Source organism: Burkholderia metallica, from assembly GCF_902832845.1.
GTDB classification, from domain to species: Bacteria; Pseudomonadota; Gammaproteobacteria; order Burkholderiales; family Burkholderiaceae; genus Burkholderia; species Burkholderia metallica.
This window is the reverse complement of the sequence record NZ_CADFDB010000004.1, coordinates 240,843-254,671: the sequence shown is the minus strand read 5'-3', so window position 1 is coordinate 254,671 and position 13,829 is coordinate 240,843. Positions and strand designations below refer to the sequence as shown.

13 protein-coding genes are annotated in these 13,829 nt (G+C 67.7%); 6 read left to right on the top strand and 7 right to left on the bottom strand.

Going from position 1 to position 13,829, the window contains the following annotated elements; genetic code table 11:
• Positions 1-43 precede the first annotated feature (43 nt).
• The gene (locus tag HWX08_RS13990) at positions 44-1,489 is read left to right on the top strand and encodes a DEAD/DEAH box helicase (protein WP_174921059.1); all 1,446 of its coding nucleotides are present in this window, start codon (positions 44-46) and stop codon (positions 1,487-1,489) included.
• Here HWX08_RS13990 and HWX08_RS13985 read toward each other — a convergent pair.
• The 3 genes from HWX08_RS13985 to HWX08_RS13975 all read right to left on the bottom strand — a co-directional run bounded on the left by HWX08_RS13985 (position 1,483) and on the right by HWX08_RS13975 (position 4,879).
• Positions 1,483-1,989: a hypothetical protein gene (locus tag HWX08_RS13985; RefSeq protein WP_174921058.1), complete on the bottom strand. Its 507-nt coding sequence runs from the start codon at positions 1,987-1,989 to the stop codon at positions 1,483-1,485. The two genes, HWX08_RS13990 and HWX08_RS13985, sit on opposite strands and share 7 nt — an antisense overlap.
• Before the next feature lie 70 nt (positions 1,990-2,059).
• Positions 2,060-2,887, bottom strand: a complete 828-nt coding sequence (locus HWX08_RS13980; RefSeq protein WP_069258064.1) for a ferritin-like domain-containing protein — start codon at positions 2,885-2,887, stop codon at positions 2,060-2,062.
• 351 nt (positions 2,888-3,238) lie between these two features.
• The gene (locus tag HWX08_RS13975; RefSeq protein ID WP_069257521.1) at positions 3,239-4,879 is read right to left on the bottom strand and encodes a gamma-glutamyltransferase family protein; all 1,641 of its coding nucleotides are present in this window, start codon (positions 4,877-4,879) and stop codon (positions 3,239-3,241) included.
• A 221-nt stretch (positions 4,880-5,100) separates the two neighbouring features.
• Here HWX08_RS13975 and HWX08_RS13970 point away from each other — a divergent pair, with 221 nt between their 5' ends.
• Positions 5,101-5,880: a DeoR/GlpR family DNA-binding transcription regulator gene (locus HWX08_RS13970; protein WP_040141834.1), complete on the top strand. Its 780-nt coding sequence runs from the start codon at positions 5,101-5,103 to the stop codon at positions 5,878-5,880.
• A 301-nt stretch (positions 5,881-6,181) separates the two neighbouring features.
• A complete protein-coding gene (locus tag HWX08_RS13965; protein WP_034179421.1) occupies positions 6,182-6,379 on the top strand; it encodes a hypothetical protein in 198 nt (65 codons plus the stop codon).
• 85 nt (positions 6,380-6,464) lie between these two features.
• Here the strand turns inward: HWX08_RS13965 and HWX08_RS13960 are convergent, their stop codons facing one another.
• The gene (locus HWX08_RS13960; protein ID WP_069257522.1) at positions 6,465-6,833 is read right to left on the bottom strand and encodes a hypothetical protein; all 369 of its coding nucleotides are present in this window, start codon (positions 6,831-6,833) and stop codon (positions 6,465-6,467) included.
• A gap of 162 nt (positions 6,834-6,995) precedes the next feature.
• On the opposite strand from HWX08_RS13960, the gene glpD reads away from it, so the two are divergent.
• From glpD to HWX08_RS13945, 3 genes are all read left to right on the top strand, one after another.
• On the top strand, positions 6,996-8,519 hold the full coding sequence (gene glpD, locus HWX08_RS13955; RefSeq protein ID WP_174921057.1) for a glycerol-3-phosphate dehydrogenase: 1,524 nt from the start codon (positions 6,996-6,998) through the stop codon (positions 8,517-8,519).
• 105 nt (positions 8,520-8,624) lie between these two features.
• Positions 8,625-10,127, top strand: coding sequence for a glycerol kinase GlpK (gene glpK / locus HWX08_RS13950; protein ID WP_069257524.1), 1,503 nt, complete (start codon positions 8,625-8,627; stop codon positions 10,125-10,127).
• 81 nt (positions 10,128-10,208) lie between these two features.
• Positions 10,209-10,925, top strand: a complete 717-nt coding sequence (locus HWX08_RS13945) for an MIP/aquaporin family protein (RefSeq protein WP_027785355.1) — start codon at positions 10,209-10,211, stop codon at positions 10,923-10,925.
• 81 nt (positions 10,926-11,006) lie between these two features.
• On the opposite strand, the gene HWX08_RS13940 is transcribed toward HWX08_RS13945, so the two are convergent.
• From HWX08_RS13940 to HWX08_RS13930, 3 genes are read right to left on the bottom strand one after another with little or no spacing between them, the layout of a single operon-like run.
• Positions 11,007-12,257 carry an NAD(P)/FAD-dependent oxidoreductase gene (locus HWX08_RS13940; RefSeq protein WP_174921056.1) on the bottom strand — a complete coding sequence of 417 codons (1,251 nt, stop codon included), beginning with the start codon at positions 12,255-12,257 and terminating at the stop codon, positions 11,007-11,009.
• Between the two features lie 4 nt (positions 12,258-12,261).
• Positions 12,262-12,570, bottom strand: a complete 309-nt coding sequence (locus tag HWX08_RS13935) for a non-heme iron oxygenase ferredoxin subunit (protein WP_069257526.1) — start codon at positions 12,568-12,570, stop codon at positions 12,262-12,264.
• A gap of 36 nt (positions 12,571-12,606) precedes the next feature.
• Positions 12,607-13,689 (bottom strand): fatty acid desaturase family protein, encoded by a 1,083-nt coding sequence (locus HWX08_RS13930; protein WP_069257527.1) that lies wholly within the window; start codon positions 13,687-13,689, stop codon positions 12,607-12,609.
• Positions 13,690-13,829: the final 140 nt, after the last annotated feature.

The following is a 13,829-nucleotide window of genomic DNA, read 5'->3' as shown; positions in this document are numbered from 1 at the left end:
CCGCGCGAGACGTCGCCGATCATAAAACTCAAGAGTGGTATCTATGTCTTTCGAATCTCTCGGCCTGGCCGAACCGCTGGTCAAGGCGGTCAACGAGCTCGGCTACACGTCGCCGACTCCGATCCAGCAGCAGGCGATCCCGGCCGTCCTCGGCGGCGGCGACCTGCTCGCCGGCGCGCAAACCGGCACCGGCAAGACCGCCGGCTTCACGCTGCCGATCCTGCAGCGCCTGCACACGTTCTACGCCGAGCATCGCGGCGCGAAGCGCGCGGTGCGTGCACTGATCCTCACGCCGACGCGCGAGCTCGCCGCGCAGGTCGAGGAAAGCGTGCGTGCGTACAGCAAGTACCTGAAGCTGCGCTCGACCGTGATGTTCGGCGGCGTCAGCATCAATCCGCAGATCGATGCGCTCAAGCGCGGCGTCGACATCGTCGTCGCGACGCCGGGCCGCCTGCTCGACCATATGCAGCAGAAGACCATCGACCTGTCGGATCTCGACATCCTCGTGCTCGACGAAGCCGACCGGATGCTCGACATGGGCTTCATTCACGACATCAAGCGCGTGCTCGCGAAGCTGCCGCCGCAGCGCCAGAACCTGCTGTTCTCGGCCACGTTCTCCGACGAGATCAAGGCGCTCGCCGACAGTCTGCTCGACTCGCCCGCGCTGATCGAAGTCGCACGCCGCAACACGACCGCCGAAAGCGTCGCGCAGAAGATCCACCCGGTCGATCGCGACCGCAAGCGCGAACTGCTCACGCACCTGATCCGCGAGCACAACTGGTTCCAGGTGCTCGTGTTCACGCGCACCAAGCACGGCGCGAACCGGCTTGCCGAACAGCTGACGAAGGACGGCATCAGCGCGATGGCGATCCACGGCAACAAGAGCCAGTCGGCCCGCACGCGCGCGCTGGCGGAATTCAAGAACAGCACGCTGCAGGTGCTCGTCGCAACCGACATCGCCGCACGCGGGATCGACATCGACCAGTTGCCGCACGTCGTCAACTTCGACCTGCCGAACGTGCCGGAAGACTACGTGCACCGGATCGGCCGCACGGGCCGCGCGGGCGCGACCGGCGAAGCCGTGTCGCTCGTGTGCGTCGACGAGAAGCAGCTGCTGCGCGACATCGAGCGGCTGATCAAGCGCGAAATTCCGCAGGAAGTGATCGCGGGCTTCGAACCCGATCCGAACGCGAAGCCGGAGCCGATCCAGCAGCGCCGCGGGCAGCAGCCGCGCGGTGGCAATGGTGGCGGCGGTGGCGGCGGCAACCGCCAGCCGCGTGCCGGCGGCTCAGGCCAGCCGGCCGCGAAGCGCGACGGCAACGCACAACCGAAGGCGTCGCAGAAGGCCGCGAAGCCGCGCACGCAAGGTAACGCCGGCGGCGGCGGTGCACGCCCGGCCGGCAGCGGCAACGGCGCGCGCCCGGCGAGCGGCAATGCCGCGCACCCGAACCGCAACCGTTCGTCGCGCAGCGGCCAGCGCGGTCACTGAAGCCGCGCGGCCGCGCGCCGCAGGTGCTCGACCTGGCGTTGCCAGCGCGCGAGCACCGCGGCGCGCTCCCCTTCCAGCGTGAACGTGACACCCGTCGCGAGACGCGCATAGCCGACCCGCTGCGCATCGCCGTGCGCGATCGTCGCAGCGAATCCGGCCAAACCGCCGAAGTCGCCTTCGAGCGGCGTCATCTTCAATTGCGCCTGAAAGAACGCCCCGTCGGCGACGAACGTCAACGCGGCCGTGCGGCGCTGCGCGATTGCGCGCGCCGCGCGCGACTGCGGCCAGAGCGCCAGCAGCAGCGTATGCGCATCGTGTGCGTAGATCTCGCCGACGCCGAGCAGCGTGGTGCGCAACTGGCCGTCGTCGGTCGCGACGATCAGCGACGCGGCGATATCGGCATGGCGCTCGAGTGCGGTGCCGTCGAACAGCGCGACGACGGCAGGGGGCCACGCGTCGAACGTCCATTGTTCGAGCGCGTGGCGATGGGTATCGGTCATGATGGCGTGGCCCCGATGAAAAGCGGACGAAGATGCCGCAGCATACGCGCGACGGGCCGCGCCGCGGCGCTCAGCGCAGGAACACGTGCCGCGTGATCTTCGTGAGCGGATAGTGGACGCCCGGCTGGATCTTCGCGGGCAGATCGAGCGGCTTGAGCAGCATCTTCACGCACATGTCGGCCGACAGGTTGCGCCGCACGAGCTTGCTGATGCGCGCGGCGCGCTCGCGGTTGTACTGGCTGTCGCCGATACGGTCCGGATAGCGAATCGCGAACACGTGGCGCAGCGCGATCTCGGAATCCTCGTTCTTGATTTCCATCACGCGGCGTGCGAGCGCGCCGAGCACCGCGAGCCGGCCGTTGCCTTCGAGCTGGTTGTACTTCTTGAAGAACTTGAAGAAGTGCTTGTAGTGACGCACTTCGTCCGTGCGGATGTTGTCGGTGATTTCCTTCAGCACGGGCTCGTCCGAGCATTCGTTGATCGCGCGATAGAGCGTGGCCGTGCCCGTCTCGACGACGCAGCGCGCGACCATCTCGAGCGCACGGGTCTTCTCGAACGCCTCGACCTTGCAGGTCTGCGAATATTCGGCGAAGAAATTCGCGAAGGCCGTATCCCAGTCGAACTCCGGCCACACGTGCGCGATGTACGCCTTCAGCGCGCGCCCGTGCTGCAATTCTTCGTGCTCCCATGCATTGTTCAGCCATGCGGAGACTTCCGGATCGTCGTTGAAGAACTGGCTCAGATTGCTCGTGTAGAGATCCGAGCCGCTTTCGATGAACGACGATGCGCACAGCAGCAACAACAGATCCTCGTTCGCGGCGGCACGCTGACGATCGATCCGGTTCAGGTCGATGTCCTCGATTCGCCACGGCATCACATGCGTCGTATTCGTGTCCATGGTGGTGCGCTCCCAGTCGTCGCGCGGGGGCCGGCCCATGCCTTCGGCACAGGCGCCGACCGACCCGCTGGCGGCGTTTTACTTGCGTTTATAGTGGATTGGTCCGGCCGAACCATGCTGGCATCTTAGCCGGACTTTGCCGTTCGTGCTCCCAAGCACTGACCATACCCGACAGGCGCAGTTCCGCGACGTCCGTTGCCGCTCGTTAGACGAGTCCTTCAAACCGCTTGCGCCCGTACGACGACGCGGCCCGCGGCAAACGAAACGGGCGGCCGTTCGGCCGCCCGCGAAGCGTGCAATGCAGGCCGGCGAAAGCCGGCGGCAACCGATCGAAAACCGGTCGGAAACCCGTCAGAAACCGGCCGCCAGACCGTCGCGCCGACTGTCGCTCGCGGCCACGTAGCCGCGCTCGGGATCGTCGTGGTCGAGCCGCCAGACGAACTGCCCCGAGCCGAAATCCATGTAAGAATCGTCAACCGACTTGATCGTATGGCCGCGCGCGGCCAGCGCGTCGACCGTCGCACGATTCATCGTCGCCTCGACGTCGAGCGTGAAATCGCGATTCACCTTCCAGCGCGGCGCGCAGCAGGCGGCCTGCGGCTGCTGGCCATAGCCGAGCATCCGCACGATGGTCTGCAGATGGCCCTGCGGCTGCATGTCGCCGCCCATCACGCCGAAGCTCATCACGGCCTCGGTGCGCCCGTTCACCTGTTCGGTGACGAACGACGGGATGATCGTGTGGAACGGCCGCTTGCCGCCCGCGACGACGTTCGGCGAAGCCGGGTCCATCGAGAAGCCGTACCCGCGATTCTGCAGCGCAATGCCCGTGCCGGGCACGACGAGCCCCGAACCGAAACCCATGTAGTTCGACTGGATGAAGCTCACCATCATCCCGCGTTCGTCGGCGGCCGACAGATAGATCGTGCCGCCCGCAGGCGGCCGGCCGGCCGCGAAGTGCGTCGCGCGCGCGGGATCGATCAGCTTCGCGCGTTCGGCGAGATACGCATCGTCGAGCATCTGTCCGGGCGTCACTTCCATCGCGCGCGGATCGGCGACGTAGCGATAGACGTCCGCGAACGCGAGCTTCATCGCCTCGATCTGCAGATGCTGCGAGTCGACCGAATCGACGGGCCAGTCGGTCACGCCCGCGTGCTCGGCGATCCCGAGCGCGATCAGTGCGGCGATGCCCTGCCCGTTCGGCGGAATCTCGTGAATCGTATGGCGGCCGAAGCGCCTGCCGATCGGCTCGACCCATTCCGGCCGGTACGCGCGCAGGTCGGCTTCGGTCAGCGCGCCGCCGCCTTCGCGCGCGAATGCCGCGATCTGCGCGGCGAGCGCGCCTTCGTAAAACGCGCGCGCGCCCTCCTTCGCGAGCGTGCGCAGCGTCTGCGCATGGCCCGGCAGGCACATGCGCTCGCCGACCTGCGGCGCGCGCCCGCGCGGCATGAAGGTGTCGGCGAAGCCGGGCAGCCCCTGCAGTTCGGGCACCGCCGCCGCCCACTTGTGCGCGACGATCGGCGACACCGCATAGCCGCGTTCCGCGATCTCGATCGCCGGCTCGAGCAGGTCCGCGAACGGCAGCGAACCGAACTTCGCATGCAGCGCCTCCCAGCCCGCGATCACGCCCGGCACGGTGACGGTATCCCAGCCGCGCGTCGGCTTGTTCGCGATGCCGTTGCCCGCGTCGCCGTGGCGCTTGCGGAAGTAGTCGACGTTCCATGCGGCCGGCGCCACGCCCGACGCGTTCAGCCCCGACAGCCGCTCGCCGTCCCACACGAGCGCGAAGGCGTCGCCGCCGAGCCCGCACGACACGGGCTCGACGACCGTGATCGCGGCCGCGGCGGCCAGCGCCGCGTCGACCGCGTTGCCGCCCTTCCACAGCATCCGCAGCCCGGCCTGCGCGGCAAGCGGGTGCGACGTCGACACGACGTTGCGCGCGAATACCGGAATGCGGGTCGTCGGATACGGGTTGTGCCAGTTGAAGCCAGTCATCGGTTCCACCTCGTCGAAAGCTGAATGAACGTGCCGGGCGCGCACCGCGTGCGCGGGCAATCCGCCATTGCAGCGCGATCGGAGAGATCGTACAAGTTCATTTGTTACATGAATCCATGCGAATTCCGCATGAATGGCGCGCGAGGCTGCCGGTCAGGCCGGCCGAACGCGGTTTGCGCCCTTACAATACCCGCTCCGTCTCACGACACGACCACCGAGCCATGACCCGAGATCCCCGCCTCACCCTCAACGCGCGCCAGCAGGAACTGCTCGAATGGGTGCAGCGCGACGGCTTCGTGACCGTCGACGATCTCGCCGCGCACTTCGCGGTGACGCCGCAGACGATCCGCCGCGACGTGAACTGGCTCGCCGACCTGAACCTGCTGCGCCGCTACCATGGCGGCGCGAGCCTGCCGACCAGCTCGGAGAACGTGTCGTACACCGCGCGCCAGCGGATGTTCCACGACGAGAAGCGGCGCATCGCGGCGCTCGCGGCGTCGCACATCCCGGATCAGGCGTCGCTGTTCATCAACCTCGGCACGACCACCGAGGAAGTCGCGCGCGCGCTGAACCGCCATCACGGGCTGCACGTGATCACGAACAACCTGAACGTCGCGTCGATGATGAGCGGCTACCCCGACTGCGAAGTGCTGATCACGGGCGGCATCGTGCGGCCGTGGGACAAGGGGATCGTCGGCGAACTCGCGATCGACTTCATCCGCCAGTTCAAGGTCGACTACGCGATCATCGGCACGTCGGCGATCGAGGCCGACGGCACGCTGCGCGACTTCGACACGCGCGAGGTGCGCGTGGCCGAGGCCATCATGCAGCATGCGCGCACGGTCTATCTCGTAGCCGACCACTCGAAGGTCGGCCGCCCCGCGCTGGTACGCCAGGGTCATCTGAGCCAGGTGCACGCGCTCTTCACCGACAAGCCGCTGCCGCCCGAGATGGCCGATACCGTGGCGGCCGCCGGCACTCAGGTGTACGTTGCGGAATGACGGTTGCGATGCTGCATCGCAACCCGAACTTCAAGTGAAATCAAGAAGTTGGCGGCGCGAGCAAACCGCTTGCGCGCGGCCCGGCTGTCAAACGGAAAATTAACGGGGCACGATTTGTCGTTGCCCGCGCGCTCGACTAGACTCCAGTTCCCCGGCCCGTTCGCCTGATCCGCCTGTGCCAGGGCGGAGCGAACCGCAGGCCGGCGAATACAGCTTTTCCCCCCAAGCCATACCCCGTGGGGTATCGCGCGTCGGCGGTTGCGCCGGCCGCGCGGGCAGCCCGATTGCCATGGAGAGAACGATGCTGAGTCCGCATGAATTCGCCACGCTATTGCTTGTGAAGGACGCGCCTGATCAGCGCGATATGGACAGGGATGAACTGGACACCCTGCTCGAACAGCAGCTCGTACGCCTGGAAGGGCTCGGCTCCGGGCGCAAATACTGTGTGACCGAGACCGGCGACGCCGCGCTGCGATCCATCAAATACCGCTATTCGTGAAATTCCGCTGTTCCTGACCTGACCGCGCGGCCGCTTCCGGCCGCGCGGTCGTTTCCGCTTTCCCGCCCGTTCACCACGGCCGGCGTCAACCGCCGCGCAGCGTCGGATCGACCGCCGCCCGCCAGCTGATGGCCTGCGCCCGCGCGCCGTTGAAATACTGGATCCAGCCCGCCCGCGTCGCCGCGTCGGGTGCCGCGTAGTGCGTCGAAAGTTCGTTTACGAACGCACAATAGTTCGCTTCGGTCAGCCCGCGATACCGTTTCGCCACGTACGCGTCGTACAGCGCCGAATAGACCGGCTGCGCGTCCGCGCCCCAGTCGCGCGCGGTGCCGCCGCACGACGTCTGCAGGTCGACGAACGACGGCGCCCGCCAGTTTCCGGCCAGCGGCGGCATGCCCGCGCTGCACCCCGCCAGAAGGACGGCGCACACGCCGGCCCACATCCCAATACGCATGATTCACCTCGCGAAACGGTCGATTCCGTCAGTATCGTCCGGGATCGTGCGACGCGCTACTGGCCCCGCTTTTTCGAACTTTACTTTTTCGATTTCGTTCGTTAAATTTCGAATTCGAACATTTTCTGTTCGCCCATTTCCACCAGACGATAAGGACAGCAGGTGACCCAACCGAATCGCTACGATCTGCTCGTCGTCGGCGGCGGCATCAACGGCGCGGGCATCGCGCGCGATGCGGCCGGCCGCGGCCTGTCGGTCATGCTCTGCGAGCAGGACGATCTCGCGTCGCATACGTCGTCGTCCAGCACGAAGCTGATTCACGGCGGGCTGCGCTACCTCGAGTACAACGAGTTCGGGCTCGTGCGCAAGGCGCTGCAGGAGCGCGAGACGCTGCTGCGCGCGGCGCCGCACATCATGTGGCCGCTGCGCTTCGTGATGCCGCACATGCCGAACCTGCGTCCGGCCTGGCTGATCCGCATCGGCCTGTTCCTCTACGATCACCTCGCGAAACGCGAGCTGCTGCCCGGCTCGCGCGGCATCGACATGCGCCGCCATGCGGCCGGCGCGCCGCTGATCGATTCGATCAAGCGCGGCTTCGTGTACTCCGACGGCTGGGTCGACGATGCGCGCCTCGTCGTGCTGAACGCGATGGATGCGAAGGAGCGCGGCGCCGAGATCCTGACGCGCACGAAGCTCGTCAGTGCCGAACGCCGCGGCGACGAATGGGAAGCGCGACTGCAGCACGCCGACGGTTCGATCCGCGTCGTGCATGCACGCGCGATCGCGAACGCGGCCGGCCCGTGGGTCGGCGAAGTGCTGCACGGCGCGCTCGGGCGCGGCGCGCAGCACAGCGTGCGGCTCGTGAAGGGCAGCCACATCATCACGCGCCGCCTGTTCGATCACGATCACGCGTACATCTTCCAGAACCCGGACAAGCGGATCATCTTCGCGATTCCGTACGAACACGATTTCACGCTGATCGGCACGACCGACGTCGAATACACGAACGATCCCGCGAAGGTCGCGATCGATCGCGACGAGACGCAGTATCTGTGCGATTCGATCAACCGCTACTTCAAGCGCAAGATCTCGCCGGCCGACGTGCACTGGACCTACTCGGGCGTGCGCCCGCTGCTGGAAGACGAGAACGCCGCGAATGCGTCGGCCGTCACGCGCGACTACCGCCTCGAGCTGGACGACGGCGCGGGCGCGCCGCTGCTGTCGGTGTTCGGCGGCAAGATCACGACCTTCCGCAAGCTCGCGGAAGAAGCCGGCGACATGCTGTGCCGCGCGCTCGGCCACGACGCGAAGACCTGGACGGCCGGCGTCGCGCTGCCGGGCGGCGACATCGCGAACGCAAAGTTCGACGCGTTCGCCGATACGTTCGCGAAGCGTTATCCGTGGCTGCCCGCCGCGCTCGCCCGCCGCTATGCACGTGCGTACGGCACGCGCGTGGAGCGCGTGATCGACGGCGCGACGTCGCTCGCCGACCTCGGCGCCGAAGTCGCGCCGGGCATCCACGACGCCGAACTGCGCTACCTGCGCGACGCCGAATGGGCGACCTGCGCACAGGACGTGCTGTGGCGCCGCTCGAAGCTCGGCCTGCACGTCGCGCCGGGCACGCTCGACGCCGTGACGGCCGCGGTCGACGCGTGGTTCGCCGCCGCGCACGCGCCGCACGCCTGAACCGAATGCAGTTGAAGTTGCTTGACCGACGTTGATTCACCGACGCGCCGCCCACATGCGGCGCGCATCACAACTAAGCCAGATCCACGGATGGAGATGAGAGACATGCAGGACCAGTACATCCTCGCGCTTGACCAGGGCACCACGAGTTCCCGCGCGATGCTGTTCGATCGCCAGGGCAATATCGTATCGATCGCCCAGAAGGAATTCGAACAGATCTACCCGCAACCCGGCTGGGTCGAGCACGACCCGCAGGAAATCTGGTCGACGCAAGCCGGCGTCGCCGCCGAGGCCGTCACGCGCACGGGCCTGAACGGCACGTCGATCGCCGCGATCGGCATCACCAACCAGCGTGAAACCACGATCGTGTGGGATCGCGAGACGGGCCAGCCCGTCTACAACGCGATCGTCTGGCAGGATCGCCGCACGGCCGACTTCTGCGATTCGCTGAAAGCGCAGGGCTTCGAGGCGAAGGTGCGCGCGAAGACCGGCCTGCCGATCGATTCGTACTTCTCGGGAACCAAGATCCGCTGGATTCTCGACAACGTGCCGGGCGCCCGCGAGAAGGCCAAACAAGGCAAGCTCGCGTTCGGCACCGTCGACAGCTGGCTCGTATGGAATTTCACGAAGCACGAACTGCACGTGACCGACGTGACGAACGCATCGCGCACGATGCTGTTCAACATCCACACGCGCGAGTGGGACAGCGAGCTGCTCGAGATGCTCGACATTCCGCGCAGCATGCTGCCGGAAGTAAAGGCGTCGTCGGAGATCTACGGCCACACGAAGACCACCGTGTTCGCGTCGAAGATCCCGCTCGCGGGCATCGCCGGCGACCAGCAGGCGGCGCTGTTCGGCCAGATGTGCACGCAGTCCGGCATGGTGAAGAACACCTACGGCACCGGCTGCTTCCTGATGATGAACACCGGCGACAAGCCGATCGAATCGAAGAACAACCTCGTCACGACGATCGCGTGGCAGATCGGCGACAACGTGCAGTACGCGCTGGAAGGCAGCATCTTCATCGCGGGCGCGGTCGTGCAGTGGCTGCGCGACGGCGTCGGCATCATCAAGTCGGCCGCCGAAATCGAAGCGCTCGCCGCGAGCGTGCCGCACACCGACGGCGTCTATCTCGTCCCGGCCTTCGCCGGCCTCGGCGCACCGCACTGGAACGCGCGGGCGCGCGGCTCGGTGTTCGGCGTCACCCGCGGCACGACCTCCGCGCACCTCGCGCGCGCGGCGCTCGATTCGATCGCATACCAGTCGCTCGACGTGCTGGCCGCGATGGAAGCCGATTCGGGCATCAGCATCGGCGAGCTGCGGGTGGACGGCGGCGCGAGCGCGAACGACCTGCTGATGCAGTTCCAGGCGGACCTGCTCGGCGTCGACGCGGTGCGTCCGCAGATCACCGAGACGACCGCGCTCGGCGCGGCCTACCTCGCGGGCCTCGCGATCGGCTACTGGAAGAACCTCGACGAAGTGCGCAGCCAGTGGCAGCTCGATCGCCGCTTCGCGCCGTCGATGGCGAAGGAACAGGTCGAGCGCTGCATGTCGGGCTGGCAGCGTGCGGTACGCGCGGCGAAGGCATGGGCCGACGACGCCCAGTAATCCCAAGCAATCCATACGAAATACAACAACACCGGCGGACCGCGCAACGCGCGAGTCCGCGATGACATACGAGAGACAACCATGTCACCTTATATTGCAGAGTTCATCGGCACCGCGATCCTCGTGCTGCTCGGCAACGGCGCGGTCGCAAACGTGCTGCTTGCAAAGACCAAGGGCAAAGGCGCGGACCTGATCGTGATCGTGATGGGCTGGGCGATGGCCGTCTTCGTCGCCGTCTACGTGACCGCGTCGTTCAGCGGCGCGCACCTGAACCCGATCGTCACCATCAGTCTCGCGCTCGCGGGCAAGTTCGCGTGGTCGAAAGTCGGCGGCTACGTCCTCGCGCAAATGCTCGGCGGGATGGCGGGCGCACTGCTCGTGTGGCTCGCGTATCGCCAGCACTTCGCGAAGGAAGCCGACGCGGACCTGAAGCTCGCGGTGTTCTGCACCGCGCCCGCGATCCGCAGCGTCACGCACAACGTGCTGACCGAAGCGATCTGCACGTTCGTGCTGATCCTCGGCGTGCTGTACCTCGCGTCGCCGCAAGTCGGCCTCGGCGCGCTCGACGCACTGCCCGTCGGCCTGCTCGTGCTCGGCATCGGCATCTCGCTCGGCGGCCCGACCGGCTATGCGATGAGCCCCGCGCGCGACCTGTCGCCGCGCATCATGCACGCGCTGCTGCCGATCCCGGGCAAGCGCGACAGCGACTGGCGCTATGCATGGGTGCCCGTCGTCGGCCCGCTGCTCGGCGGCGCCGCGGCAGCCGGCCTGTACCTGCACCTGCACGCGACGATCTGATCGCGGCCTGACCGAAACGCGCGGCACGCATCGCCGCGCGTTTCGCTTTCCTTCCTTCGCTCCCCCGCCGCTTCGTTTTCGCTACCGGTCGCTCGCGGCCGAGACCAGCGACTTCAGCTTCACGTCCGTATCCGCCACGGCCGCCGGGTCCACGTCGATCCCGCGCTCGACCAGCATTCTCGCCACGCGCATGTCCTTGACGAACGCCGACGTGCGGCCGAAGCCGCTCGCGGCGACGAGCCGCGCACCGGCGTCGAAATGGAAATGGATTTCCGCATCGTCGCCGAACACGCGCGCGACCGACCGCTCGCCGAGCGCCGGCTCTCCGGCCACCTGCAACTGCGCGTCGTATTGATCCGACCAGAACCACGGCATCTCGCAATACAGCTCGTCGGCGCCGAGCATGTTGCGCGCGGCGACGCGCGCCTGGGTCTCGGCGCCGTGCCACGTCTCCTGCCGCACCGGTCGCCCCGACAACGCGCTCGGGAACACCGCGACGTCGCCGGCCGCATAGATGCCGCGCGCCGACGTCTCGAGCCGCGCATTCACGACGATGCCGCGCCCGACCGCGAGGCCGGCCTCGCGCGCCAGTTCGTCGGCCGGGTCGATGCCGATGCCGGCCACGACCGTGTCGGCGATCAGCGTGTCGCCGTCGTCGAGCACGACGGCCAGCGCGCCGCCCGCCGTGCGCTCGATCGCCACCGGCTTGCGGTTCACGCGAACGGCCACGCCCCGCCGTTCGTGCAGCGCGTGCACGCGCGCCGCGATCGCTTCCGGCACCGCGCGCCCGAGCAGGCGCGGGGCCGCGTCGAGCACCGTCACGCGGCAGCCGCGTTGGCGCGCCGATGCGGCGACTTCGAGACCGATGAAGCCGCCGCCGATCAGCACGACCCGCGTATCGGGCACGAGCCGCGTGCCGAGCACCGCCGCATCGTCGAGCGTGCGCAACGCAAAGACGCCGTCGAGCGTCGCGCCCGGAATCGCGAGGCGACGCGCGCGGCCACCGGTGGCGAGCAGCAGCGCGTCGTAGCCGAACACGCGCCCACCCGACACGCGCACTTCGCGTGCGAACGGATCGATACACTCGACCGTCGCGACGACCGGCTCGATGCGATCGGCCGTCCACGCGTGCGGCTCGCGCAACCGGCACTGCGCGGCGCTGCGTTCGCCGGTCAGCACTCCTTTCGACAACGGCGGCCGCTCGTACGGCAGGTGGGCCTCCGCGCCGATCAGCACGATCCGCCCGCCCCAGCCGGATTCGCGCAGCACCTGCGCCGCGCGGCCGCCCGCATGGCCCGCGCCGACGATCGCCATCACCCGGTCGTTCGTCATCGCGTCACACCTCGATCAGAATGCGGCCGCCCTCGATCTTCGCGCGGTACGTGCGCAGCTTCTCGCAGGCGGGCGCGGACAGCGGCCGGCCGTCGCGCACGTCGAAGCGCCCGTTGTGCTTCGGACATTCGATCACGTGGTCGATCACGAGCCCGTCCGCGAGATGCACGTGCTCGTGCGTGCACAGGCCGTCGCTCGCGAAGACTTCGCCGTCGATGCGGTAGATCGCGTACGTGCGGCCGGCATGGTCGAAGCGCGCGACGTCTTCGTCGTCGATGTCGTCGAGCGCGCCGGTGTCGATCCATTGCGTCATGTTGGGTGTCTCCTGGGTGGGAAGGTTCGGTGTCGGTCAGGCGCGCACGGCATCCGGCACGGGCCGCACGACGTAGTCGGACGGGTCGCGCGTCTGCCGGATCAGCGCCGGCACGATCTCCGCATACGCGGCCAGCGTGCTGCGGTACGGCGGCGGCATGTCGGCCTTCACGGCCTCGTGCAGCTTCGGCAGCGCGTGGAACGGCACCATCGGGAACATGTGGTGCTCGACGTGGTAGTTCATGTTCCAGTACAGGAAGCGGAACACGGGATTCATCATCACGGTCCGGCAGTTGCGCCGGTGGTCGAGCACGTTCTCGGGCATGCCCGCATGCTGGGTCAGGCCGAAATACAGGTACAGCCACGCGCCGTAGAGGCTCGGCAGCCCGATGTAGAGCAGTGGCAGGATCGTGCGCCAGTAGAGCGACGCACCGGCCACGACCGCATACACCGCGAGATGGATGCGCGCTTCGCGCACGACCTTCGGCCGTTCCGATTCGGGCACGTAGGTACGCTCCTCGTCGTCGAGCCGGCCGGTGAACGCGATCGCAAGCATCTTGCGCAGCTCGCCGGCCACATGCTTCAGCGCGACGACGTTCAGCGCGAGCGAGAGCCAGTCGGTCGGCTTCGGCGCGGCAATTTCAGGATCGCGCCCGACGACCAGCGTATCGGTGTGATGGCGCGCATGGCTCCAGCGCCATGCGGTCGCGCGGCGGAACACCTGAAACGACGCGACCTGATACAGCACGTCGTTCATCCAGCGCGTGCGGAACGCGGTGCCGTGCCCGCATTCGTGCCAGCGCGAATCGGCCGGGCTGCAGTAGAGGGTGCCGTACACGAAGAACGCGGGAATCGCCCACGCCGAATGCGCATGCCACGCCAGCCATGCGAGCACACCGCTCGCCGCGATCGCCGCGTACCAGATCAGCGTGTCGCGGATCGCGCGCGCATCGCCGCGCTGCATCAACTGCTTCATCAGCGGCCGCGGCACCGCGCACCGGTACCACGCGGCGTTGACGAGCCCGGCCGCGTGCGCACGCTCGCCGGCGCCGCCGATCATCCGGTATTCGTGACGGCGCGCCGCCGTGCGGTCGTGCGCCTGGTCGTCGGTAAAGGCCACTCGTGTCTCCCTGGTTCTGGCTGCGTGAGAAGCGCGGCACGCGCTCCGGCATGGACTCGAAATTAGGCCCGCGGCCTCCCCCGCTCAATCGAAACGTTGACGAAATTTCGCCATCGCTTTAGCGTTCGTCGCATCGCCCC

Coding starts and splice junctions, on each gene's coding strand:
- HWX08_RS13990 (WP_174921059.1), top strand. CDS start 44: ATGTCTTTCGAATCTCTCGGCCTGGCCGAACCGCTGGTCAAGGCGGTC.
- HWX08_RS13985 (WP_174921058.1), bottom strand. CDS start 1,989: ATGACCGATACCCATCGCCACGCGCTCGAACAATGGACGTTCGACGCG.
- HWX08_RS13980 (WP_069258064.1), bottom strand. CDS start 2,887: ATGGACACGAATACGACGCATGTGATGCCGTGGCGAATCGAGGACATC.
- HWX08_RS13975 (WP_069257521.1), bottom strand. CDS start 4,879: ATGACTGGCTTCAACTGGCACAACCCGTATCCGACGACCCGCATTCCG.
- HWX08_RS13970 (WP_040141834.1), top strand. CDS start 5,101: ATGACCCGAGATCCCCGCCTCACCCTCAACGCGCGCCAGCAGGAACTG.
- HWX08_RS13965 (WP_034179421.1), top strand. CDS start 6,182: ATGCTGAGTCCGCATGAATTCGCCACGCTATTGCTTGTGAAGGACGCG.
- HWX08_RS13960 (WP_069257522.1), bottom strand. CDS start 6,833: ATGCGTATTGGGATGTGGGCCGGCGTGTGCGCCGTCCTTCTGGCGGGG.
- glpK (WP_069257524.1), top strand. CDS start 8,625: ATGCAGGACCAGTACATCCTCGCGCTTGACCAGGGCACCACGAGTTCC.
- HWX08_RS13945 (WP_027785355.1), top strand. CDS start 10,209: ATGTCACCTTATATTGCAGAGTTCATCGGCACCGCGATCCTCGTGCTG.
- HWX08_RS13940 (WP_174921056.1), bottom strand. CDS start 12,257: ATGACGAACGACCGGGTGATGGCGATCGTCGGCGCGGGCCATGCGGGC.
- HWX08_RS13935 (WP_069257526.1), bottom strand. CDS start 12,570: ATGACGCAATGGATCGACACCGGCGCGCTCGACGACATCGACGACGAA.